We start from the raw sequence: 24,884 nt of genomic DNA, 5'->3' as shown, positions 1-24,884 counted from the left end.
TTTTTAATAAAAAGCATAAAAAGAAAAGTGATATAATAATGCTATTATAAAATTTTCACAATCGAAGGGGTATATAAAATGAATATCAAAGACGTAACAAATAATAGTGAACAATTAAAAGATGCCTATACGGTAAGGCAGGAAGTCTTTGTAGAAGAGCAAGGGGTTCCAAAAGAATTAGAGCATGATGATTTAGATCAAGCAGCGTATCATTTTGTTGGCTATATAGACGACAAACCTGTCGCTGCCGGTAGGCTTCGGATTATGAATGATTATGGGAAATTTGAACGAATCTGTGTCTTGAAGTCATTTAGAGGGAAAGCGTTAGGAAAAGACTTAATGCGAGCAATGGAATCTACATTAGTTAATAAATCCATTTATACAGCGAAATTAAATGCACAAACACATGCAGAACGTTTTTATCAGGCCCTAGGTTACCGTACCGTTTCAGATATTTTTCTCGACGCTAACATGCCACACGTCACAATGGAAAAAGAATTAGTCTTAACATAGGTTGCGGAAATATATTCCTAGTATAAAAATTGCTCCCCTTGTCCATCATGTAGATAGTATGCAGGTTGTATGGGGGGAGGATATTCATGCAAGATATTGGCTCTATTTTCATTGAAACACTTTTTGGTTTTTTATGCTTATTTATTATTACAAAAGTATTAGGGAAATCGCAAATCAGACAATTAACTGCTTTTGATTTTATTTCAGCACTTGTTCTTGGCGAATTAGTCGGAAATGCTTTGTTTGATGATGAGGTAGGTATAACGCAGATTGCCTTTGCCGTATTTTTATGGGGTTTTTTGCTTTATACAACAGAATTAGCAACACAAAAATTCAAACGTACACGCTCATTGTTAGAGGGTAGACCTTCTCTTATCATTCATAGTGGCAAATTACAACGTGAAGTAATGGCCAAAGCAAAGCTTGATATGAATCAGTTACTTCATCTACTTCGTTCTAAAGATGTTTTCTCTATTCGCGATGTAGAATATGCGATATTGGAAACAGATGGAACTGTTTCCGTACTAAAATCATCACACGCTCAAACGCCTACTCGTTTAGACTTAAATTTAAATCCAGAAGACGTTAGATTGTCGATCTCTTTAATTAATGATGGTGAAATAATAAAAGATAATTTGAGAGAAATAAATCAAGATCAAGCATGGTTGGAAAATGAATTAAAACTGCAAAATGTATCATCCTATAAAGATGTTTTTTATGCAGAATACATAAGAGGAGAAGTTCTATTCGTGCAAACGATGTGAGCTTCTCCTCTTATCCTGATTAGATCATTTTATTAATATTCTGACCAATACCAGTCATCTCAGCATAAATCTCATCTGCTGGTCCTGGCATCGTATAGTGAGGGATTGCGACAGATTGGTTTCTCTTAGCAGTCCCACTCCATTCTGACATATCCGAATCATTATTGTCTGGTGCTTTTTGATAGTCCATATCTAACTGTGCTGGATATATTTTTTCAATAGGATATGGATCCCTTTCAGGTTGGGTCACCCGATTATGATAGTTTTGATATTGGTTTGTGTCTACTGGAAGTACATAACCCATAAGTCATTCCTCCCTTTCTATATATATCCTATACCCTCTTTTCAGAATTTTATGCACATACTTTTCTTCTATTCCAATAATTTTTCCCACCGCAACATCTCATTTTCTAATTGATTCATTTGGCTTTCTATATCGACAATAATTGGTTGAGCTTTTTTCTCAGGATAGCGAAAGTATTTTTCGTTTTTCTCTATGTGCTTTCCAATAATCCCAATATGTTGAATCAATCGCTGTATTTGCATTAAAATCTCCCGCCTATCTTATAAGTTTGATTAGTAACACATTATAAAAAAGTTAAAAACAAAGGGATAACAAGTTAATGCTACCCCTGAAAAATTACAACCATGAAAATGGACGTCTCTCTTCTCTTTTTTCTGTTTCAAGTATTTCTTCTTTGTCTTCTTTTACTTCCTCATCATGTACTTCCTCTACATGATCTGCTTGCACAGCTTCCTCTTCTCTTCTTTTTCCAAAGAAAGCATCAAATGGACGTGGACGTTCTTCCGGACGGTGTTGTTGATGTGGTGGCTCGAAATATACATTATCTGCTTTAATTACTAAGTCCTTAACATGAATAATTTTTTTCGATTCAGGCTTTTTTTCTTCTGACATTCTTTTATTCACTCCTTATGTGTAAAACTTAATCGATACTAGTCTATGTAACAAATGCTGATTTGGAAGTGACAAGCGCCCGGTTTTGTCCGAATATCTATAATAAATAAAAAGAATTAAGATATTTTTTTTCATGAAGATGTTTGCCCACACAACAGGTAACAGATTACATAGGTTATAAGTGACGAACAAGTCAACAAAAAACGGAAGGGGATATTATTATGACATGTGGAAAAAAGTTTGATTCAGGTAATTGTGTAGCAGATATTCTTCGGGAAATTGCAGATGCACAATCAGATTTATTAAGCGATTGTACAACAAGCTGTGAACAATCAATTGCTGATTTATTGGGGGATACTTCACCATCAGCCAACAATCTAGACACAGTACCATTTATTTTGTATTGCAAAGGAGACTGCAAACCTTTTAAAGGATTTGGTGTTCCAGTTGAGGACTTAAAAGATGTATTTGGTAGCTTTTATTTCCGAGTGAAAGAAGTTGCTGAAGACAACTGTGCCGTTATAGAATTGCTTCGCGATGTTAACGATCAACACGACGACCCATGTTCTCCAGTTGAACAAAAAACAGGTGACTTAGAAGTAACTGGCGTTTGTATCACAGTAGATTTAGATTGTTTCTGTCACATCACTTGTCTACCTGCAATTAGCGCACTATAATATTTTAAAAAGAAGGGCTGGCACATCAACGTGCAGCCCTTCTTTTTTGTTAAATCTAAAATCCTAATAATCGAATCGATTCAATTTCTTCCATGTCTACTTGATGAAACTTTGGACGTTTAAATGTTTCAATTTGAACGATATTATCATCAAATGCTGTAATAATGCCTCTATATCTAGCCGTTTTTGCTATAATTTCACACTTCATCTTTGGTATATGGGCGGGTTTTGTTGCTAAATAATCCACTTGCTCCTCTATTGTCATTTCAGAAAATGGTTTTTTCGTAGGGATATTCTTCGATTGAGGCTCCACCTCCTCTTCTTTATCTGCAGCCTCAACTTCTTGAACTAATTCTTCGTCTTTTTCCTCTTCATTTAATTCACGTTTTTCTTCTTCATCTTTCTCTTTTTCTGAATCTTCCAGAGGCGTTTCTAATTCCGGTATAACTTTTGTTTTCTTTTTTGACTTTCTTGTACGTGCTTGTGCTTCAGTTGGAACTGAGGCCTGTGAAACAGGAGCTTCCTTTTCCACTTTAGGTGTGAAATAATCTGTCTGCATGGAAGCTGGAACTGCCTTAAAATCCGGTTGTTGAATATAAAGGACAGGACGTGTAGCATATCTCTTCTTTTTTCTACTCAAATGGGTTTCCTCCTTTGCCTACGTTACTATATGAAACGCTTTTTAGAGTTGTGCCCATCGCTTTAAAATACTTAACTTTTTTTGTGTAAAAAAACGAGCACAGTTTGTAACTGCGCTCGCTTGTCGTCATTATGATAATCCTAAGATATTAAATCCAGAATCAACATGTATAATTTCACCTGTAACACCACGCGATAAATCACTTAGTAGGTAATATGCCGTATCGCCTACCTCTTCCTGCGTAACGGTACGACGTAATGGTGCTTTTTCTTCAATGTCTTTTAAAACCGAGTTAAAATCTCCAACACCTTTCGCAGATAACGTGCGAATTGGACCAGCTGAAATTGCATTTACACGAACGCCATGTTGACCTAAATCATTTGCTAAATACTTCATCGTAGCATCCAAACTCGCCTTTGCGACACCCATCACGTTATAGTTTTGTACAACTCGTTCTCCACCAAGATAGGTTAATGTTACGATACCGCCACCCTCTGTCATTAATGGCTGGGCAGCCCTTGATACTGCTAGGAGCGAATAAGCACTAATATTATGTGCTAATAAATAGCCATCGCGACTTGTATCAACAAATTGTCCTTTAAGATCTTCTTTCTGAGCGAATGCAATACAATGTGCTAAACCATGAATGATGCCAACATCTTCTTTAATCTGATCGAATGCTGTTTGTACCGCTTCATCACTTGTAACATCACATTCGTAAAAAAGTGCCTCTTGTCCTTCTAACGTTTCAACTAAATCTTTTACCGGCTTTTCAAAACGCTCGCTAGCATAGGTGAAAATAAGACGTGCACCAGCAGCATGTAAGGAACGAGCAATACCCCAAGCAATACTTCGTTTATTCGCTACGCCCATAATTACGTATGTACGACCTTTAAGTGAAAAATTCATTTTGTAATCCTCCTATATAGATATTATAAGTTGTTATTAGTACCTACTACTATTTTAGCTTAGATTCACTTGAAACTCAATTTATAATTTTATTAATAAAAAACAGCCCGCAATTAACTGCAGACTGTTTCAACTTCGATTCAATTATCCAAACTCTAATATACTTTGTAATTCTTCTACATACTCAGACGAACCTGTAACTACTAGATGATCCCCTAAACGTAATCTCGTATCACCATGTGGAACAATTGAATCATCATCCCTAAATATACGAACCATAATTACATCACCTGTAAACGGAAACTCTCGCAGCATAATCCCATCATAGATCGAATTATTCATATTAATCTCATATAGTGCACTTTCTTGGTTTGTTAATATATCAACTACATTTGGTGACTCAATCATTGCTTTTAACAAAGTTTTGGTCGAAAGCATAACAGAAAATACTTCCACATTATTTTCTTTGAGATATTTATCCGTGCTTTTCATCTCTGCTCTGGCAATAACACGTCCGACCCCTTTTTTCTTAGCATAACAAGCGACTTCAGCATTCTTAAGTTCATCACCTGTTGAAACGACTACTATATCTACATCAAAAACACCCAATTGTTCCATGTTTTCAATTTCATAGTCTTTTAGTTCTTTTATATCAAAAACAGACCGTGTGATTTTCTCATCAATTTTCTCTAATCTTGTGTGATAGAGATGCGCCTTGAATAGATTTTGATCCAATTCTCTCACAACAGGCAATGTTGCCTGGTTAGATCCAACAAAGGAAATGACTTGCTTTGGAATTTCTTCCTCTTGATGAACATACATTTTCTTGAAAATTGGTGGTGTAATTAAGCAAGTTAAAACTGCAACTAAAATTAACGCACCTTCCATTTGGCTATCAATTACACCCATTCGTTCACCAATTGCTGCTGCTGCAATTACAAGTGACAATGTTGTCGTTAGTATCATTCCAGCACCAACAACAGTACGTGTATCATACCATTTTCTTAATATAATAGCTGGCAACAATTTCGAAAGTAGTAAAGCTATAAATAACAACGGGATCAATACTAATACTTTCGGATCTTCAAATAATGACCAAAGATTAATTTCAACACCAACCATCACAAAGAAAATTGGAATTAGAAATCCATATCCAAAGCTATCTAACTTTTGGACAAGATCTTGATTAGGTGCCAATAAGGAAACTAAAGCACCAGCTAAAAAGGCACCAAGAATATTTTCTGCTCCAACCGATTCCGATACTGCTACTAGAAAAATAATTAACGTAAAAACAGCACGTGTGCCAATGTGAATTGTTCCTTTTGACATTGTTTCGACAAAGGTTTGATTGCGAAAATGTTTTCCAACAAAGTAAAGCAAAATACCAACACCAAACAAAATCAGTAGTAACCACATATTTCCTGATCCTTCTCCGTAAAAGGAAACAAACACGGCAAGTAGAATCATTGTTACTAAATCTGCAATAACGGCAATTAATAAAATTGTTTGCCCAATCGGCGTTTTCATTGCTTGTGATTCTTTTAACGTCGGCACAACTACACCTAATGAAATAGTTGAAATAATTAACGTCATTAGAAATACATTATCAATGAAGCCAGCAAGCACAAATAAATAAGAAAGTACTAATGATAATAGCAGAATACCTACAAAGACAATCGTTGCAATTACAACTGGATTCGGCATGTTCGATGCTTTATTTTCTTTCTTTCTCTTTCTAGAAAAAAGACTAAAATCTATTTCTAAACCACTAAGAAACATTAGAAAAATAAAACCTAGTGTAGACAATGTTTCTAACCAATTACTTTCATTAACTAAATTAAATCCACTCTGACCAATAATAAGTCCAATAATAATTTCAGCAACTACAACTGGAATCATATTTAACCGCAGTCGGTGCATGAGTATTGGCGTTAGAAAAGCTGCTAAAATAACGATTAAAAGTGAGCTAACAGACTCAGCATGCTCCATTTTATATATCCTCCCTTATATTCCTTCTCTCTTTTATAATAATAAGTTCATAAACGCAGTTGCTAATCCAAAATATATTAACACAGAAATAATATCATTTATTGTGGTAATAAATGGCCCAGAGGCAACAGCTGGATCAATATTTAATTTATCCATAAGCAATGGTACTAACGCACCAGCAATCGTTGCTACAAATAAAGTAGCTGTTATCGATATACCAACAAGAAGACCTAGGAAAAACATACCTTGCCAAATATACACGATACCAGTAATTAAAATACCACAACTTAGACCTGTAATCATACCAGTTGTAGCTTCACGCACCAAGATATTCCACTTTCCTTGTTTTTCTATATCACCAGTAGCAATACCACGAACTGCTACAGCCAATGCTTGTGTTCCAGAATTACCGGCCATTCCTGCAATTAGCGGGATAAAGACGGCTAGAATAGCAACTTGATCTAATGTTGCTTCAAAGCGTCCGATAATACTTGCTGTAAATAAACCAAGGAAAAGCAAAATGATTAGCCATGGTAGACGTTTCTTTGCAGATACAAATGCATTGTCATCTGGACCGTCCATATCTGACACACCAGCTAATTTAGAATAGTCATCATTTGCTTCCTCTTCCATAACATCCATGATATCATCGACAGTGATAATCCCCAACAAATGATTTTGGAAATCTACAACTGGTAAAGCTAGAAAGTCATAGTCTCGCATCATATGTGCGATATCTTCTTGATTTTCACCAACAGAAACGGCTACTAAACGCTCACTCATCACATCAGAAATTAACCAATCACCTTCTGCAATAATCAGATCACGTAAAGAAATAACACCAACTAACACTTGTTCATGATTAATCACATAAATATAATAAATAGTTTCCGCTTCTGGAGCCTTTTTTCTCAAGTGGCGCATTGCCTCTTTAACGGTTTGATCCGTATTTACAACAACAAACTCGGTAGTCATAATACTTCCGGCTGTTTTCTCTTGATAATGCAGTAAAGCTTTTATCTCATCTGACGCTTGCTTCTCCATAATTGTTAAAAAGCTCGCGACTTTATTTTTATCCATCTCATTTAAAATATCTACCGCGTCATCCGTAGCCATATTTGCTAGTACTTGAGCAGAAAATGATGGAAGCATCTCAGTGATAAACTCTTCCACTAGATCATCATCCACTTGTTCCATCACATCCGCTATTTCTCCTGGCGATAGATATGTGTAGATAAGGAAACGTATTTCTTCTATTTGTTCTTCAAATATTTTCGCTTGATCATATGGATGAATTTCTAAAAATTCAGCACGAAATTGATCAATTTGTTCATTTACAAGTGTGTCCTGCACTTTCTCCCACAGTTGTATACGTTCTTGTTTATCTAAATGTTCCATAAACGGTCGCCTCCTTATCGCCTAGACCGTATTATCGTAATCGCCACATGCTTTTTTGTCAATTAAATTACCCTATCAATTTTACATGAAAGTCTCTTTACAATCTTTTTATCAACAACTTGAAAACTTTGCTTAAAAAAAGTAACAAAGTAAGGTAAACTAATAACTAGTATGTAAAATAAAATTCCAAAAAGATATATATAGAAAGAAAGGTATATTATGCAATCAAAAACAAGAACAGCAAATATAGATTATGTGTTAATTTCGATTATTATTTTATTAGCGATTATCAGTATTTTTTCTTTATATACGATACAACCCTATTTAGACGATACTTACTACATTAAACAATTGGTCTGGTATATCGTTGGAGCAATAGTTATAGGTGTCATTATGTTAATTGATTATGACCGATTGAGACAGGTCTCATGGATTTTTTATGGCTTCGGTATGATTATGTTAATTATGCTTCATTTTCACCTCCCACCTGCAATTAAAGTAAACGGTGCTTGGGGGTGGTTTCAAGTTCCAGGATTTGGAACACTACAACCAGCAGAGTTTATGAAAGTCTTCTTAATTATTGCACTTGCACATTTAATTGTCATGCACAATGATAAATTTAAAGAACATATGAATAAAAGTGATTGTTGGTTACTATTAAAAATCATGATTGTCGCAATACCTCCGATGGGACTAATTGCGCTTCAACCAGATTTAGGTGGTTTCTTAGTATTAGCTTCTATAGTAGTTTGTATGGTCCTTGTCTCTGGTGTACGTTGGCAGATTATTTTCTCGCTTTTAAGTGTAATGCTGATTTCAGTATTTGCGTTAATATTTATCTATATTACATTCCCAGAAGCTGTGGATGACGTAATAGCAGATACTCCATTTGAACACGTAGAAAGCCGTTTTACTGGTTGGTTAGATACTGAGGTTAATGGACAAAGTGGTGGGTATCAGTTAATCCGTGCAATGCTTGCAATAGGATCTGGTCAATTAAGCGGGAAAGGAATTGGGGAATTTGAAGTTTCCAATATTCCAGAAAGGCACACTGACATGATTTTCACTTCTATTGCCGAACAATTTGGCTTTATCGGTTCAAGTATTTTAATTACCTTGCTTTTCTTATTAGTATACAGACTAATTCATATTGCTTTGCAAAGTAATGATCCATTTGGAAGTTATCTCATTACAGGGTTTATTGGTATGTTTACCTATCAAATTTTCCAAAATATTGGTATGACAATTAAACTACTTCCTATTACTGGTCTTCCACTACCATTTATTAGTTATGGTGGAAGTTCTACCTTAACCTATTTAATTGCAATAGGTATTGTTTTAAATATCCATTATAGAACAAAAGTATTTATGTTTGATTCCTAAACTGTTGGTTTATACTACTTAAACCAAGTATTCGCAGAATAGGAGGCTACTAGATGAAATTTGATGTAATTGGAGATGTTCACGGTTGCTATGATGAACTACACGCGTTATTTACAGACTTAGGTTATGAAAGGAAAAATGGTATACCTTATCATCCTGACAAGCGAACACCTGTATTTTTAGGGGATATTACGGATCGAGGCCCAAAATCAATTAAAACAATTGACTTTGTCAATCGTATTGTAATGGAAGAAAAAGTTGGCCGCTATGTACCAGGAAATCATTGCAATAAATTATATCGTTATTTCCTAGGCAATAATGTACAAATTTCGCATGGATTAGAAACAACTGTTGCTGAATTCCAAGCACTATCAAAGGATCGACAAGCTCAAGTAAAAAAACAATTTGTCGAACTTTATGAACAGGCTGATTTATATGAATCAATACCAGAAGTTAATGCAATTGTTGCCCATGCCGGCATCAGAGAAGATCTAATTGGTCGCAAGGATAAAGAAACTGCGGTCTTTGTTTTATATGGTGATATAACTGGTAAGAGTCATGATGATGGAAGACCTGAAAGAAGAGATTGGGCTCAAGATTACCATAGTGATCGTTGGATTGTTTATGGCCATACGCCTGTCAAAGAAGCACGAAGAATCAATCAAACAATAAATATCGATACAGGTTGCGTGTTCGGTAATAAATTAACTGCTTTTCGTTTACCAGAAGAAACATTAACAGCAGTACCATCACAACAACCCTACATCGAAGAAAAATTTAAATATTTCGAATGAAAAATAAAAACAAAACCTGTACTATATTGTTTCTACACGACGCAGTAGAGAGAAACTTCGACTTAGTGAGACTTCCTTATCCGCTACGTCAGCAAATGGATTCCCTTTCCGTGGGCACAACCTCAGCTATCTATAGAAGCAAAGATCGCTTCTATAGAGGATCTTCGGTTTGTGCTGTTCCCACAGGAGTCTCAACCATTTGCTTCCTTCGCTGGTGCCTGATTACAAACTATATCAGTTTGAATAGAAAAGATGAATTAAACTGGATGAAGTTATAATTCACATGCTAATTTCCAACTAATAAAACATGATTTAAATCCGTTCATTTTTATGTGCAGATTTATACTCTCTGTTAGCGATAGGTAGATGAATATTAGCGTATCAAGTGAAATTGGCGACACTCCTGCAGGAACAGCGCGGGCTGAAGATCCACTCGAAAACGTACTTTGTTTTCGAGTTAGCTGAAGCCGTGCCTGCGGAAAGGGAGTCAATTTCACTTGAGTAGCGGGTCAAGAAATCCTATTAAGTCGCAGTTGATGATAATTCTGGCGTAGTGTGCGATATGCAAGAGTTGATGTAAAACTTAATGAGCTAGCGTCTATTTCATAGCGGGTATAATCAAAAAATAATCCAACAAGATAGGTCATCGTCATGACTTTTCTTGTTGGATTATTTGTTTCATATCTTCTGGTAACGAAGAAGTAAATGTGTGTCTCTCTTTTGTTATTGGGTGATTAAAAGCTAATGAAACACAATGCAATGCTTGTCTTTTCATTAGTTTAGTATCTCCTCCATATAATTTATCTCCTAGTAAAGGATGACCCAGATGGGCAAAATGGACACGGATTTGATGTGTTCTTCCCGTTTCCAAAGCAACATGTAAAAGTGTATATGCTGCTGTTTCCTCAAGCACTTGATAATGCGTTATCGACGGCTTTCCATTTTCATCTACTATTCGTTCTACAATAGAGCCAGGTTTACGACCGATTGGTTGATCGATAGTTCCTTCTCTTATTACCATATGTCCAGGAATAATTGCCTGATATCTTCGTGCAACATCCCCTCGCTTTTGACCGTCTGCCAAAACCGAATGACTTAATCGATGCTTCGCTACAAGTAATAGACCAGATGTATCACGGTCTAAACGCGTTACAATATGTACCGTGTAGTTAATGTTGTGCATTGCATAATGATGTAAAATCCCATTGGCAACCGTTCCAGTTGGATGATGATTCGATGGGATCGTTGCAATATTTGGATCTTTATCAATCACCATAACATCATCGTCTTCATAGATAATATGAAGCGGTACTGGTTCAGGTTTCAAATACATACCGTGATGTTCTGGTGGAAAAGAAACTTCTACAAGATCACCTTGTTTTAACACCTTTCTAACTGTAACAAATTCTCCATTCACTAAAAGGGTTCCACCTTGAAATTTTATCCCTTTGACAATTCTACGTGAAAAACCTTGTACGTCTCTTAAATATTCTCGTAAAAGCATTTGATTCTCATCTTTTTTAACATACCATTTCACGCTTATATATCACCTTTCTATACAATTACATGCCTATTACCTTTAACGATCATCTGAAATAAACGAATCACGTACTCGTTTCCAAAATGGAAAAGGACGATACCTTGCAAACCGAATTTTTTCTTTGGCTACTTTACATTCAATTGCTTTAATATTCATCACACTTTTCGTAATATGATCAATTGTAATTAAGAAACTCTGGTTATCTTCAACAGGTAAAAACTCACATATATGATGCTTCGGTAAGATTAAGGAAGAACCAATTGTACGATAAACCCTGTTATTAATGGATGACATCTCCGTGATCTGTAAAGATGGTAATGATGGATGGATAATAGCACCACCTAATGCCTTATTATAGGCAGTACTACCCGATGGTGTCGATATACATAATCCATCACCGCGAAATCGTTCGAAATGCTCTCCCTTAATAGTAACGTCCAAGACAACAGAACCTTCTACTTTTTTTATTGACGTTTCATTTAAAGCTAAGTGGCGTTCAACTGTTCCATTCTCAGAATGAATCAGCATGGATAATAACGGGTATTCGACAATTTGGTACGGGTTTTTAGCTATTTCAATTACTAATTGTTCTATTTCCTCAGGTACCCAATCCGCATAAAAACCTAGATGGCCAGTATGGACCCCGATAAAAGCTGTTTTATCTAATCGTGTGCTATATGTTTGGAAGGCTTGTAGGAATGTCCCATCTCCACCTACTGAGATTGCTAAATCTGGTTCTCTATCATCATATTCCAAATCAAAATCTGCTAAGTACTGACACATTAAAGCTTTAATACTTTCTGACTTATGGTCACCTTTAGATGTGATCGAAAACTTCATGAGTTACGATTGGCCTCCTTCTTCATTTTTTATGTAAACTCTTTTTCTATGATAAATACGTTGTGCTTCTTGTACTTCATCTTTTATCTTGGCCATTTCTTCATCCAATTTAAATGCAGCTTCAGCAGCTCGTTTTAATCGAGCTTTTACATCGGTTGGTATCTGTCCATCATATTTATAATTTAATGAATGTTCATTTGTAGCCCAGAAATTCATCGCAAGTGTACGAATTTGAATTTCTGCAATTATTTGTTTCTCTCCACGCAGTGTCGCGACAGGATAACGAATAATCATATGATAGGATCGATAACCACTATCTTTTTCTCTCTCTATGTAATCTTTCTCTTCTACAATTTTAAAGTCATTTCGAGCTTGTAGCATTCTAACAATACCATAAATATCATCAACAAATTGACAAACAACGCGAACTCCAGCAATATCTTGCATCTCTTCTTCTATTTTATCAAACGACATGTTTTTACTACGCGTCTTTTCAATAATACTTGTTACTGGCTTTACTCGACCGGTTACAAATTCAATGGGTGAATGTTTCGATTCAAATTCATACTGCGCTCTTATACCTTTTAATTTCACTTTTAGTTCTTCGACGACTTGCACATAAGGGGCCAAAAAAGCTTCCCAATTCACAATAGACACCACCTTATAAAACATCTTTCCAAACTTTCTTCCTTATTTCATTCCTATTGTAACACAATATGCAATTTATCCATTTGATAAGCTACAATCTTTCATCTATATTCATTAACTAGACATGGTAAATTGATTTGCATATTATTCGACTTATCTGGGTTTATTGGACTATACTTATTTTAACAGATATTTTTTTTATTTCTATTTATGAATCAGGGAGGTCATCAATTTGGTACAAGAAATCGAAATGGAAAGTAAAAATTTATTAACGGAAATGGAATACAACACGTTATTAGATTTTTTTGAACTGCGTAAAGAAGATGCACATTCACAAACAAATCATTATTTTGAGACACCTGATTTTCAGTTAAAAAACAAAGGGGCCGCTTTAAGAATTCGTAAAAAGAAAGATAAATGGCAACTTACATTAAAAGAGCCTTATCAAGATGGCTTATTAGAAACACATGATAACTTAACTGAACAGGAAGCAAATTCATGGATTAATAATAAACTAATTGCAAAACCTGCAGTTAAACAACAATTAGATGGCTTAGGAATCGACTTCCAAGCACTTTCTTACGGTGGTTCATTAACAACACATCGAACTGAATTACCGTATAAACAAGCCCTTCTTGTCATAGATTATAGTATATATAACAATATGTTCGATTATGAATTAGAAATTGAATCGGATACAAAGGAAAAAAGCGAAAAATTATTACACCAACTTATAAATCAATTTCATATCACTAAGAAACCAACGCCAAATAAAATTGAGCGGTTTTATCACTCATTAGAAAACAGATAAGTTGCCATAATATGTAGAACGCTGTTAGAATAACATATTAGAGGTAATAGTAAGAAGACAAGGAGGGTTCAAAGACATGACAAACACTAATTCCATATATGAAGCAATTGGTGGACATATTAAAGTAGAGAATTTGGTGCATGCTTTTTATCGTCGTGTCGGTAAGCATCCTGATCTGATTCCAATTTTTCCAGAAGATTTAACTGAAACAGCTAGAAAACAAACACAATTCTTAATTCAATTTTTTGGAGGTCCTTCTTTATATAATGAAGAACATGGACACCCCATGCTGAGAAGAAGACATTTACCCTTTACTATAACCCCAACAAGAAAAGATGCTTGGTTAGCTTGTATGAACGAAGCGTTAGAAGAAGTTAATATAGAAGAACCCTATCGAACAATCATATATGAAAGACTAACGAAAACAGCACACCATATGATGAATACACCTGAGAGAACGAAAGGAGAATCGTTGTGAGCTGGAATTCAAATGGGCCATCATCCAACGTTCAGGATCTTGAAGTAAAGAAACAATTTGGATACTTTGATCTTCTGAAAAAGCCTGTAGAAATCTACCTCTTTGTTGATCCTCTTTGCCCTGAATGTTGGGCCTTAGAACCAATTATAAAGAAACTAACATTGGAATATGGACGTTTATTTACGATTAGGCCAATTTTAAGTGGACAGTTGACATCAGCAAATCAAGATGCAATAGAAAAACACAACTATTTAAAAGAAGTATGGGAAAAGACTTCCTCTCGTACCGGAATGTGTTGTGATGGTGATTTGTGGTTAGAAGATCCAATAACATATCCCTCCATCGTTTCCATCGCAATCAAAGCAGCTGAACTACAGGGGAAAAAAGCAGGTAAGAAATTTTTACGAAAAATCCAAGAACATGCTTTTATTAACAAAAAGGATATATCTAAAGAAAGAAATCTGCTCGCCTGTGCCGAAGAGGCAGAATTGGATCTAGATGAATTCAAAAAAGACTTATATTCCAATTCAGCAAAAAAAGCGCTACAATGCGATTTGAAATTAGCCAATGAGATGGAAGTAGATTATATTCCTTCTATAGTGTTTTTTAATGAGACGGAAAATGAAGAGGGATTGAAATTATCAGGCGAATATTCTTATGAAGTATATGTAAATGTACTACAACAAATGCTTCAAAAGGATGTGAAAGCATCTGAAAAGCCTAGTTTAGAAGCCTTTTCTGCACATTTCCAATTTTTTGCTACAAAGGAAGTTGCAGTCGTTTATGATTGGTCAAACGAGAAAGCTTTAAAGGAAATGAAAAAGTTACAATTAAAACGGCTAGTAAAACAAGTACCTGTAAAACACGGATATTTTTGGAAATATATAGGTTGAAATAAAAAGGAGTGCTGTACGAAATTATACAGTAAACTCCTTTTTTCTATTTAAAAAAAGATGATGTCTTAAGACATCATCTTACACCAAGTCTATTACTAGACAAGGGGGGATGGGAGAAAGTTTCAGGTCAAACAAAGGGGTTTGTTTGTTAAACATCTCACAATATAAATATAACAACCTACAAAGTTATAAGCAATAGTTTTGTTCATATTTTCACAAAACTGTCATACTTCTAATTTCATCTGCTAGTACATAATATTGTAGTAGCTTTTATTAAGGAGGAGATTTTATGCGACGATATTATCCATTTATGTTTTTATTAATCGCTTGTTGTGCTTTTATTCTAAACATATTTGCACTAATGGATATTATTCCAATGCTTCTTACCTTACCTTTATTATTCATTTCAATTTATTTCACTCTGTTTTCATTTACACACAAACGTACTTTTAGAGGATTTAAATAAAGCCATTCACATCTGATGATGTGAATGGCTTTATTTTATTTATTCCACTTTGTCTAACAATGTTTCCATCTCTTTTAATTTCGCTTCAAAAACATCTAATGCTTGTAAAATTGGTTGCTTATCCGTCATATCTACCCCAGCCTTTTTCAGAACTTCAATCGGATAGTCACTGCTACCAGCTTTCAGAAAATCAAGATAACGATCAACCGCTGGCTGTTTCTCTTTAAGAATTTGTGAAGCTAATGACTGTGCAGCAGCATACCCTGTCGCATACTGGTAAACATAGTAATTATAATAAAAATGAGGGATTCTAGCCCACTCTAAACCAATTTCTTCATCAGATACAATTTCATCGCCAAAATATTTTTTATTTAAAGCATAGTATTCTTCCGTTAACTTATCTGGAGTTAACGCTTCACCTTTTTGATCTAGCTGATGAATTATATGTTCAAATTCAGCAAACATTGTCTGTCTGAATACAGTACCACGAAATCCTTCAAGGAAATGATTCAGTAAGAATAATTTCTCTTTATCATCGTTTGTTTGTTCAATCATGTATTCATTCAGTAACGACTCATTACATGTTGAAGCAACCTCTGCAACGAAAATTGAATAATCTCCATAACGGAAAGCTTGATTTTCTCTTGTATAATAGCTATGCAACGAGTGACCAAGCTCATGACCTAATGTAAATAGATTATTTAAGTTACTCTGCCAATTCATTAGAATATACGGATTGGTTCCATATGCACCAGAAGAATAGGCTCCACTTCTTTTGCCTTTGTTCTCTTCAACATCAACCCAGCGGTTTGTGAACCCTTCTTGTATGCGTCCGACATATTCCTCGCCTAATGGGGCCAAACCTTTTAAGATGTGCTCTTGTGCTTCTGTATAGCTATATTTCATTGAAACATCTTTAACGAGCGGTGTGTATAAATCATACATATGCAATTCATCTAATTTAAGCACACGCTTTCTTAATGCAACATAACGATGCATTAAATCAAGTCGATCATTTACAGCTTCAACTAGATTATCATATACTGTCTCGGGAATATTGTTGTTATCCAATGCAGCTTGACGAGCTGAGTCATAATTTCGAACTTTTGCATTAAAATTATGTTTTTTAACTGCTCCTGATAAAGTTGAAGCAAACGTGTTGATATAACTTCCGTAAGTACCATATACAGCTTTGAATGCCTCACGTCTTACTTTTGGTTTATCCGACTCTAAAAAGTTAATATAGCGACCATGTGTTAATTCTACTTCTTCCCCATCGTCATTTTTAACCATTGGGAATCTTAAATCTGCATTATTTAACATACCAAACGTTTGTGCAGCATTACCAGTTACTTCTGATACCTCAGCAAGTAACACTTCTTCTTTTTCGCTTAAAATATGTTCTTTTTGTCTTGTGATCTCTCCTAATGCGTGTTGATAATGCTTTAATTCAGGTTTCTTTTCATAAAAAGTTTCAAGCGTCTTCTCACCCATATCTAAGATTTCAGGAACAATAAAACTCATAGCACTAGAAAACTGCGTTATCAAATTCTCAGCTTTTGAATTAATCGCCTGATAAATTGAATTTGTAGTATCTTGATCATAGCGCATATGCGCATATGTATAAAGCTTACCAATTCGTTCCGACACTTCATCTTGTAAAATTAATAAGCTGTATAGTTGGTCTGCTGATGCAGCAAGTTTGCCTTGATACTCAGTAAACTTTGGAATAACTTTCTTAAGTGCTTCTAACTCTGCTTGCCACTCTTCATCTGTAATAAAAATATCTTCCAATCTCCACGTATTTTCAATTGCTACTTCATCTCTCGTTTGTAACTTTTGGTTTGCTTTTGCCAACGCAATTACCTCCTCTAATCTAATTACACTTATAATGGTCTCTATTTACTATTATAGCGTACTATCTATTTTTCATGTGTTATCCTGCTCATATTATCTAATTGTCGAACGATTTCTATGTCTGCTTTCATTGCTTCATCGACTGAAGAATAAACTTTAATTTGTTTTTGTAATCGATAATATGATGTTGAAATTCTTCTTATAACTTGAAGTTGCTCCAATTGATGTATGTATTCCTTTATGGGATTGCATGAGGGGAAAATTAGTGGATATGCATTGCTTGATTCTATATAGGCTTGTAAATATGCCTGACAATCTTGTAGCGTGAATGTCGGTCTTCTTTCAAAGAAATCAATACAAAGTCGACTTTGCCAGTTCCATGGAGCTACCTTCATCTTCCATTGACTTAACACTGGGAGATGAATAACAGCAGATATATTACTTGGTGATAAACCTTTCACATATAACCACTGCCGCCATTGTCCTTCCGTTGTTTGTATCGAATAGTGTGGTTGTAAACGTAATCGCCTCTTCTCTTTTAACCAAAAAGAATAGAATTGATCATTTTCAACTTGATTTGAATGAAACAAATCCATAAAAGATAGGTTCTTTAATGGTTTGAATTCTAAATGACCAATCGTTCGTTTTCGACCTGTCATAAATACGTTTTTATAAATAGCAAATTGCAATTTATCAGGACAATAAAAAAAAGCTCTAGTTTCCATTGATGTGTTAAATTGATGAAAGAAGTGGAGATCACTCGAAGTTAAATCTAAGCTTGTATTAGTTGTTCGTTTCATTCGGTTACCACCTAATATCCAAAGTGGTATTATATTGGCATTTAAGTAACCATGTGTTCGTTTAAGAAATGTTTTTATAGGAATAGTAGCACATTGATATTCAACTGCAATTTGTTTCTTGCCAATTCTAATAAAAATATCTGGTCTTTGTTCTAGATTTGGCAAATACTTTTCTAACTCAACTACTAATCCCTGTTTTTTCAACCAATGATATAAATCCAATTTACCTTGCTCGTGGTATGTACCTTCTCCTCCAGCTTTACCAAGACATTTTGCGTTTTTTTTATGCGCAAAATGAGCAATCATTTTATACCCATTTTTAACAATAACTTGTTCTTTACAAACAGGACAATAAAAGAGATACTGTTGCTTATATTCACTAATTTCCCCTTTTGCTAACGACGCTAGTATAATTAGCTGTCCATCTTGTGTAATTGCTTGTAGCAAGTTTTTATCCCCCCTAAAAATATATTTGATAATTATTTTCGACAATAAATTATAAATTCCTTCTTTTTAGATAAAAAAAAGCACCCAATTAGGAATGCTTTACTTTTGTGGAAAATAGCTTTTAATTTGTTTTAATGCATCATCTTCAAAAATAACTTTACCATATTCACGTAACATATGTTCTGTTGCATTAGTTTGGCGGCCAAATTCTAATAATTGACTCACGATATTATCTTGTTGATCATCATCTAGAAAAACATCATCAAATTCCACTAATAAAATGTAACGATCTTTATAATGATATAATTTATCGTTAATTCCTTCTACTGCTTTTGTCTGATAACTTAGTTGAATAACATCTTCAAAATCCGCAAATCCAATAATAAAGGTCAAATCTTCATCTATTGCTTGAATTGCATCTTCGTCATCTTCCTCTTCTTCATCATTACCAAATTTCTCATCTAATAACGATTCGATCTTCTCATCCATTGGAAGGTCAAATGAGCTATCATTTTCAGATGGCAATTCTAAGTTTTGACCGTCTTTAGAAATTTGTGCCTTTGTTACAACGATTTCTAAACCTTTGTCTAGCGCTTGTACTTGGATCCAAAGTGGTCCATCTATATTAAATTCATCACCACTATAATTAACTTCGTCCATAACTTGCCAAAAGAGTTGTTCACTCTTTTCTCGATTATACCAAATTTCTTCTCGATTAAAACCACGGTGCTCAATATCCTTGTAGGATACATAGAATTTAACTGTATTTTCATTAATTCTTTCTATTTCCATTTGATTCCTCTCCCTTCTGAATATAATTAGGTGGAAGGGATATCTTCACCTATTATACCTTACCCTTATTTATAGCAAGTTAACCATCATTATATTGTTATTAAAGCATACTTCTATTTTATGATAAAACACTCTAAATTGAAAATAGAAATGCCTATAAATTTAAAATTTCTTACTTTTGTCACTTATGCACTCATTCTTCTCAATAATAATGAAATTATATAGTAACGTACATTAGATAGTTTGTCATTTTTAATGATTAAATAAATGAAAACGCAGATCCTATTTACAGGTTCTGCGTTTTTTAGTTAATTCACCATACGTTGTGCTTCGCGTAACTGGAAAGTGCGTACTTTTCTAGGTAAAAACCTTCTGATTTCATCTTCATTATATCCAACTTGCAGCCGTTTATCATCTATAATAATTGGACGGCGAAGAATACCAGGATTCTCCTGAATTAAATCGAATAAATCTTTTAATGCCATTTGTTCAAAATCAATTTTTAATTTCTGGAATACTTTTGATCTTGTAGAGATTATTTCATCTGTACCATCTTCAGTCATACGTAAAATTTCTTTGATCTCATCCAGGGTCAGGTTATCGGAGAAGATATTTCTTTCATAAAATGGAATGTCATGTTCTTCTAACCATGCTTTTGCTTTCCGACAAGATGTACAACTTGGTGAGGTATAAAGTGTTACCATAGTACTTCACTCCTCAATAAATGATTTTTATTTTTACTCATTAGAATTTGACTTTAAAAAACTTACTACATTAAAATTACTTTAAATAACTCTTATAATATTAGTATACTATAGTTGTCAATATTACGATATAGTATTATATATTTTTACTTAGAAATTACACATTTCAAACTTATACGCTGTCTCTAAACAGTATTATTCCCATTTAAAAATGGAGTTAAACCTTTTTTAAATAAATATTTTCCCCTATTGTACAAGGCTTTCTCAAACTATTAAGTAATTAACTTATTTTTATGTCTTTTATTATCTTATCATATTTAAGTAAGATATCTTAATTTCAATACTTTTAATATACTTTACACTTTTTGTCCATTCCTGCACAATGTATTTTCAATACGTAGCATGTAATTGAAAAAAGAAACCTTCCCCCAATTTGTGGAGAAGGTTTCTTTCTTAAGCTTTCTCTTTCAATACATCAAAAATATCATCTGTTTCTCTTTTTTTATCATATGATAAAACTTCTTCTGCAGATTGATAAGCTTTTCCATAAATCTGCTCATCTTTATAAGTATGAATATCCTCATACATTTTTCGCATTTTTTCATAAATCATTTCTTCATCTTCATCAGATGGAGCCCAGTATAGAATTTCTAACGGAATTTCTTCATTCGTCGCTAAAGAACGTCTATTATAACCAATCGATTGTGCATGTTTGAAACCTTCACGTTGATAGAAACGTAATCTCTTTTCAGAATCTGTTTCATCGTAATCAACTGGTTCCACTTCTAAGATGATTGGTTTTTCCTTCTTTTTTAATTTACTAATTAATTTATGTCCGAGCCCCTGTCCTCTAGACTTAGAAGATACATATACATAGTCGATAAAAATAAAAGTTTCAAATTCCGCGTACATTAATACATGATCTGGTCCCTCATCTTTATAATACACGTCGCCTTTTTCTTTAAGTAACATTTCCATGTGTTTTCTAGATTTCATTTCTTCTATTGGAAAGTACTCATTTAATTTTTCATACCAATTCATGAATTTACTCCCTTGTGTTTTTTATCTTTTTGTTTTTATAAAATGTCTGCCTTATATATTATAACGAAAAGTCAGACTTTTGTTAAATCGATTTAACAGCTCTCTGTCTATGTATACCCTTATATTTGATTACTAATACTGCATTAGCATAACATAGTCAAAAAAACTCCTTCTCACTGCCGAAAAGGAGTTTTTGCTTCATATCAATTAGTCTAAAGGTGTGTAATCCACATTTTCTGTGTAAGTGTTTCCTGCATTCCAAAGTAGAAACTCTGTAATGTCGTTTTCGTTTAATGCCTTAATTTGTGCTTCAACCTCTGCTACACCATACTGTTTTGTTGCACCACTATATAACCAAGGTGCCTCAAAATCTTGAATCCATGGCCGAGAAACTGGCGATTCTTCTAAGGCACCTAATACTTCATTCTCAACTTCAGCATACGCTTTAACCAATTCGTACGGTTCTTTATCAGGAAAGTCAATTCCAAAGTATGGCGTCCAATGACTCGGATAAATCATTGATGAGATAACATCTACATTATTCGATATTTTCGAGAAATTCTGTCCAATTCCTGGTGTCTCTTCTATTGTAGCTGCATAGCCAAAGATATCTACGGATACATCAACACCGTATGAGTTAAGTTCTTCTCTTGCATAACCAACAAAATCTGTTACAGCTTGTACACGTTTTTTTATGTTATTCATATCAACATCTTTATAATCACCAAGCGTGTAGGATAATTCTTCATCTCGAGTTTCGAAACCTTCCGGGAAACGAACATAGTCAAATTGAACATCTTGGAAACCTAATTCTACAGCCATTTTTGCGATTTCTACATTATGTTCCCAAACTTCTTTCTCAAAAGGGTTAACAAATGATTCGCCTTTATTATTAGTCCAAACCTTACCGTTTTCCGTGAAAGATAAATCAGGTCGTTCTTTTGCTAAGACACTATCCTTAAACACAACAATTCGTGCAATAGGATATATCTCTTTTTCCTCAAGAACTTCTAACATTTCCCTTGGATCATCTATCATATTTTTCGCAATGTCATAATATGGTGAATCTTCATCTGGTCTAAAAGTTAGATTACCATTATCATCTTTAATATCAATTACCATAGTATTTAGATCTGATGAATCGACTAAATCTAATAATGTGTTGAATCTGCTGCCGCCTGCGGAATGAGCTGTTACATAGATCCCTCTAACGGCATCTGGATATGTAAACGTTAAACCTGAGTCATAAGAAAAACGAGCTAGTCGCTTCGTGCCATCTAAGGATACTAGGTTAATTTCTTTTGTTGCAACTTCGCTTGCCATCATTACTTCAGTATCTGGTGCACCATATGTAGTAGTAGGTATCACTAAACCGAGAAGTAGAAACATACTGATAAGTAAAGTCCGCTGTTGTTTATTCTCCATTTCATCAAACTCCCCAATTATTTATTTACCCTTATTATATAAGAAATCATGACAAAATAATACGATTTCCAACAATTTATTTTTGCATCTTTTTCCATCAATTGAAAAAAATGCTACCATATTAGTTATGGTAGCATTCTTAACATTATTTAACGAGTTGTTTCTTATAAGCTTCAAATTCTTTAGTCGTACATAAAACTTGATGATTCGGACTAACTTCTCGAAATTCTGGTTCTTCACTTGTGTCATGTTCTGTTGGATCATAAGCTGTTCTAACACGAGTTCGCTCATAGTTAGGATCTGGCAAAGGAATTGCAGATAATAATGATTTAGTATACGGGTGTAACGGATTTTTGTATAACTCATCACTGTCCGCTAGTTCAACAATTTTCCCGTAATACATAACAGCAATCCGATCACTAATATATTTAACCATTGATAAATCGTGTGCAATGAATAAATACGTATAACCATGCTCTTTTTGTAACTCTTTTAATAAATTAACTACCTGTGCTTGAATCGAAACATCTAGTGCCGAAATAGGTTCATCAGCGATAATAAATTCTGGATCAACGGCTAAAGCACGCGCAATCCCAATACGTTGACGTTGCCCACCACTAAATTCATGTGGATAACGATTTCCGTGCTCTTTATTTAAACCTACACGTTCTAATAAGTCTTCTACTCTCGCTTTACGCTCTTGAACATTTTTTACTAATCCGTGCACATCTAATCCTTCTGCGATAATATCCATTACCGTCATTCTTGGATTTAAAGAAGCATATGGATCTTGAAAGATCATTTGCATTTTCTGATTAAATAATTTTAAATTCGATTTAGATTTCTTTCCGTGCACATCTATACCATTGAATTTAACATTACCATCTGTTGCGTCATATAAACGTATAATACTTCGTCCCGTTGTTGACTTACCACAACCAGACTCTCCAACAAGTCCAAATGTTTCACCTTTATAGATATCAAAAGTGATGCCATCTACAGCTTTTACAACACTATGTCTGCCTGTTTTAAAATGCTGTTTTAGATTTTGTACTTCTAACAATTTTTCCTGGCTCATCACTTATCCTCCCCCTCATTCGAACTAGAGGCACCTGTTTTAGCAAAGCCCTTCATTCTACGTTGTACTGGAGCAGGTGGTTCAACATGTGGTGCATACTCATGTAATAACCAAGTTGCCGCATAATGTGTATCTGAAATCTTAAACATAGGTGGTTCCATTTCTTTATCAATTTCTAAAGCATATTCGTTACGAGGTGCAAATGCATCTCCTTTAGGTGGCTTTAACATATCCGGTGGTGAACCTGGAATAGCCACTAGACTTTCTTCCGTACTATCTAAAGTTGGCATTGACGCAAGTAATCCCCATGTATATGGATGTTTTGGATTATAAAAGATCTCATCCGCAGTTCCTATTTCAACAATTTTACCAGCATACATAACTGCTACGCGATCTGCGACATTAGCAACTACACCTAAATCATGTGTGATAAATATAATTGAACTATCTGTTTTTTTCTGGATATCTTTCATTAACTCCAAAATTTGTGCTTGAATCGTTACATCTAGAGCTGTTGTTGGTTCATCTGCAATTAGAATTTTCGGGTTACATGCTAATGCTATTGCAATAACGACACGCTGTCTTTGTCCCCCTGAGAATTGGTGTGGATACTGATCCACACGCTCTTTTGGATCTGGAAGACCTACTAAATCTAATAATTCAATCGTTCGCTCTTTGGCTTTTGAACGACCCATCTTTTGATGTTTCATCAAACCTTCCATAATTTGCGATCCTATTTTCATCGTAGGATTTAGAGATGTCATTGGATCTTGAAAGATCGTTGAAATATCTTTCCCACGAATTGCTTGCATTTGTCTCTCACTTAATTTTGCTAAATCTTTTCCATCAAATAATATTTCGCCCTCTTTAATACGTCCAGGAGGTGAAGGGATAAGCCGAGTAAGTGCTCTAGTTGTCACGGACTTTCCAGAACCCGACTCACCTACGATCGCTAATGTTTCACCCTTTTTTAGATCAAAGGTAACACCTCGAACAGCTTTCACTTCTCCTCCATGCGTATCAAAGGAAACATGTAAATTATTTACTTCTAATATTTTATCCATTCTTACACTACCCC

At 34.5% G+C, this 24,884-nt stretch carries 27 protein-coding genes; 9 read left to right on the top strand and 18 right to left on the bottom strand.

The features are described 5' to 3' along the window. The first annotated feature begins 78 nt into the window (after positions 1 to 78). Together DM447_RS04970 and DM447_RS04965 are read left to right on the top strand one after the other, a co-directional pair. Positions 79 to 513, top strand: a complete 435-nt coding sequence (locus DM447_RS04970; protein ID WP_112180170.1) for a GNAT family N-acetyltransferase — start codon at positions 79 to 81, stop codon at positions 511 to 513. Positions 514 to 599: 86 nt separating this feature from the next. Next, a complete protein-coding gene (locus DM447_RS04965; protein WP_112180169.1) occupies positions 600 to 1,277 on the top strand; it encodes a DUF421 domain-containing protein in 678 nt (225 codons plus the stop codon). 19 nt (positions 1,278 to 1,296) lie between these two features. Here DM447_RS04965 and DM447_RS04960 read toward each other — a convergent pair whose 3' ends face one another. The 3 genes from DM447_RS04960 to DM447_RS04955 form a co-directional block, all read right to left on the bottom strand. After that, complete coding sequence (locus DM447_RS04960) at positions 1,297 to 1,581, bottom strand: hypothetical protein (RefSeq protein WP_112180168.1); 285 nt, start codon at positions 1,579 to 1,581, stop codon at positions 1,297 to 1,299. A 68-nt stretch (positions 1,582 to 1,649) separates the two neighbouring features. Beyond that, positions 1,650 to 1,823, bottom strand: coding sequence for a hypothetical protein (locus DM447_RS18245; RefSeq protein ID WP_157967402.1), 174 nt, complete (start codon positions 1,821 to 1,823; stop codon positions 1,650 to 1,652). A 94-nt stretch (positions 1,824 to 1,917) separates the two neighbouring features. After that, positions 1,918 to 2,193, bottom strand: coding sequence for a hypothetical protein (locus DM447_RS04955; RefSeq protein WP_112180167.1), 276 nt, complete (start codon positions 2,191 to 2,193; stop codon positions 1,918 to 1,920). Between the two features lie 221 nt (positions 2,194 to 2,414). On the opposite strand from DM447_RS04955, the gene DM447_RS04950 reads away from it, so the two are divergent. Further along, entirely contained in the window at positions 2,415 to 2,870 is a 456-nt protein-coding gene (locus DM447_RS04950; protein ID WP_112180166.1) for a CotY/CotZ family spore coat protein, read from the top strand. Positions 2,871 to 2,925: 55 nt separating this feature from the next. On the opposite strand, the gene DM447_RS04945 is transcribed toward DM447_RS04950, so the two are convergent. The 4 genes from DM447_RS04945 to mgtE form a co-directional block, all read right to left on the bottom strand. Next, positions 2,926 to 3,510 (bottom strand): CotO family spore coat protein, encoded by a 585-nt coding sequence (locus DM447_RS04945; RefSeq protein WP_112180165.1) that lies wholly within the window; start codon positions 3,508 to 3,510, stop codon positions 2,926 to 2,928. 129 nt (positions 3,511 to 3,639) lie between these two features. Continuing rightward, a complete protein-coding gene (gene fabI / locus DM447_RS04940; RefSeq protein ID WP_112180164.1) occupies positions 3,640 to 4,419 on the bottom strand; it encodes an enoyl-ACP reductase FabI in 780 nt (259 codons plus the stop codon). A 144-nt stretch (positions 4,420 to 4,563) separates the two neighbouring features. Continuing rightward, entirely contained in the window at positions 4,564 to 6,408 is a 1,845-nt protein-coding gene (locus tag DM447_RS04935; RefSeq protein ID WP_112180163.1) for a monovalent cation:proton antiporter family protein, read from the bottom strand. A 33-nt stretch (positions 6,409 to 6,441) separates the two neighbouring features. Continuing rightward, positions 6,442 to 7,806 (bottom strand): magnesium transporter, encoded by a 1,365-nt coding sequence (mgtE, locus tag DM447_RS04930; RefSeq protein ID WP_112180162.1) that lies wholly within the window; start codon positions 7,804 to 7,806, stop codon positions 6,442 to 6,444. Positions 7,807 to 8,025: 219 nt separating this feature from the next. Between mgtE and DM447_RS04925 the strand changes: the two genes are divergently transcribed. Both DM447_RS04925 and prpE read left to right on the top strand, forming a co-directional pair. After that, positions 8,026 to 9,189: an FtsW/RodA/SpoVE family cell cycle protein gene (locus DM447_RS04925; RefSeq protein ID WP_112180161.1), complete on the top strand. Its 1,164-nt coding sequence runs from the start codon at positions 8,026 to 8,028 to the stop codon at positions 9,187 to 9,189. A 53-nt stretch (positions 9,190 to 9,242) separates the two neighbouring features. Next, positions 9,243 to 9,983: a bis(5'-nucleosyl)-tetraphosphatase PrpE gene (gene prpE, locus DM447_RS04920; RefSeq protein ID WP_112180160.1), complete on the top strand. Its 741-nt coding sequence runs from the start codon at positions 9,243 to 9,245 to the stop codon at positions 9,981 to 9,983. 649 nt (positions 9,984 to 10,632) lie between these two features. Here the strand turns inward: prpE and DM447_RS04915 are convergent. The 3 genes from DM447_RS04915 to yjbM are packed head-to-tail and all read right to left on the bottom strand — an operon-like array spanning position 10,633 to position 13,011. Then, positions 10,633 to 11,520, bottom strand: a complete 888-nt coding sequence (locus DM447_RS04915; RefSeq protein ID WP_232824330.1) for an RluA family pseudouridine synthase — start codon at positions 11,518 to 11,520, stop codon at positions 10,633 to 10,635. A gap of 42 nt (positions 11,521 to 11,562) precedes the next feature. Beyond that, on the bottom strand, positions 11,563 to 12,363 hold the full coding sequence (locus tag DM447_RS04910) for an NAD kinase (protein ID WP_112180159.1): 801 nt from the start codon (positions 12,361 to 12,363) through the stop codon (positions 11,563 to 11,565). 3 nt (positions 12,364 to 12,366) lie between these two features. Continuing rightward, on the bottom strand, positions 12,367 to 13,011 hold the full coding sequence (gene yjbM, locus DM447_RS04905) for a GTP diphosphokinase (protein WP_112180158.1): 645 nt from the start codon (positions 13,009 to 13,011) through the stop codon (positions 12,367 to 12,369). A gap of 232 nt (positions 13,012 to 13,243) precedes the next feature. Between yjbM and DM447_RS04900 the strand changes: the two genes are divergently transcribed. The 4 genes from DM447_RS04900 to DM447_RS18240 all read left to right on the top strand — a co-directional run bounded on the left by DM447_RS04900 (position 13,244) and on the right by DM447_RS18240 (position 15,662). Then, complete coding sequence (locus DM447_RS04900; RefSeq protein WP_112180157.1) at positions 13,244 to 13,822, top strand: CYTH domain-containing protein; 579 nt, start codon at positions 13,244 to 13,246, stop codon at positions 13,820 to 13,822. 76 nt (positions 13,823 to 13,898) lie between these two features. Beyond that, positions 13,899 to 14,300 carry a globin domain-containing protein gene (locus tag DM447_RS04895; RefSeq protein ID WP_112180156.1) on the top strand — a complete coding sequence of 134 codons (402 nt, stop codon included), beginning with the start codon at positions 13,899 to 13,901 and terminating at the stop codon, positions 14,298 to 14,300. Beyond that, complete coding sequence (locus DM447_RS04890; RefSeq protein WP_112180155.1) at positions 14,297 to 15,193, top strand: ClpXP adapter SpxH family protein; 897 nt, start codon at positions 14,297 to 14,299, stop codon at positions 15,191 to 15,193. The genes DM447_RS04895 and DM447_RS04890 overlap by 4 nt, the downstream gene beginning before the upstream one ends. A 292-nt stretch (positions 15,194 to 15,485) precedes the next feature. After that, positions 15,486 to 15,662, top strand: coding sequence for a hypothetical protein (locus DM447_RS18240; protein WP_157967412.1), 177 nt, complete (start codon positions 15,486 to 15,488; stop codon positions 15,660 to 15,662). A 39-nt stretch (positions 15,663 to 15,701) separates the two neighbouring features. Here the strand turns inward: DM447_RS18240 and pepF are convergent, their stop codons facing one another. From pepF to DM447_RS04850, 8 genes are all read right to left on the bottom strand, one after another. Next, positions 15,702 to 17,519, bottom strand: a complete 1,818-nt coding sequence (gene pepF, locus DM447_RS04885) for an oligoendopeptidase F (RefSeq protein ID WP_112180154.1) — start codon at positions 17,517 to 17,519, stop codon at positions 15,702 to 15,704. A gap of 65 nt (positions 17,520 to 17,584) precedes the next feature. Then, positions 17,585 to 18,766, bottom strand: coding sequence for a competence protein CoiA (locus tag DM447_RS04880; RefSeq protein WP_157967413.1), 1,182 nt, complete (start codon positions 18,764 to 18,766; stop codon positions 17,585 to 17,587). 99 nt (positions 18,767 to 18,865) lie between these two features. Next, positions 18,866 to 19,558 (bottom strand): adaptor protein MecA, encoded by a 693-nt coding sequence (gene mecA / locus DM447_RS04875; protein WP_112180152.1) that lies wholly within the window; start codon positions 19,556 to 19,558, stop codon positions 18,866 to 18,868. A gap of 308 nt (positions 19,559 to 19,866) precedes the next feature. Next, a complete protein-coding gene (gene spxA, locus DM447_RS04870; protein WP_112180151.1) occupies positions 19,867 to 20,262 on the bottom strand; it encodes a transcriptional regulator SpxA in 396 nt (131 codons plus the stop codon). Between the two features lie 453 nt (positions 20,263 to 20,715). After that, the gene (locus tag DM447_RS04865) at positions 20,716 to 21,303 is read right to left on the bottom strand and encodes a GNAT family N-acetyltransferase (protein ID WP_112180150.1); all 588 of its coding nucleotides are present in this window, start codon (positions 21,301 to 21,303) and stop codon (positions 20,716 to 20,718) included. 207 nt (positions 21,304 to 21,510) lie between these two features. Next, entirely contained in the window at positions 21,511 to 22,728 is a 1,218-nt protein-coding gene (locus tag DM447_RS04860; RefSeq protein WP_112180149.1) for a putative glycoside hydrolase, read from the bottom strand. A 145-nt stretch (positions 22,729 to 22,873) separates the two neighbouring features. Beyond that, positions 22,874 to 23,806 carry an ABC transporter ATP-binding protein gene (locus tag DM447_RS04855; RefSeq protein ID WP_112180148.1) on the bottom strand — a complete coding sequence of 311 codons (933 nt, stop codon included), beginning with the start codon at positions 23,804 to 23,806 and terminating at the stop codon, positions 22,874 to 22,876. Further along, complete coding sequence (locus DM447_RS04850; RefSeq protein WP_112180147.1) at positions 23,806 to 24,870, bottom strand: ABC transporter ATP-binding protein; 1,065 nt, start codon at positions 24,868 to 24,870, stop codon at positions 23,806 to 23,808. The genes DM447_RS04855 and DM447_RS04850 overlap by 1 nt, the downstream gene beginning before the upstream one ends. Positions 24,871 to 24,884: the final 14 nt, after the last annotated feature.

It is taken from the genome of Paraliobacillus zengyii (genome assembly GCF_003268595.1).
Classification (GTDB): Bacteria; Bacillota; Bacilli; order Bacillales; family Amphibacillaceae; genus Paraliobacillus_A; species Paraliobacillus_A zengyii.
Note: the sequence above shows the minus strand (reverse complement) of the source record. Positions and strands in the feature narration are given on the sequence as shown.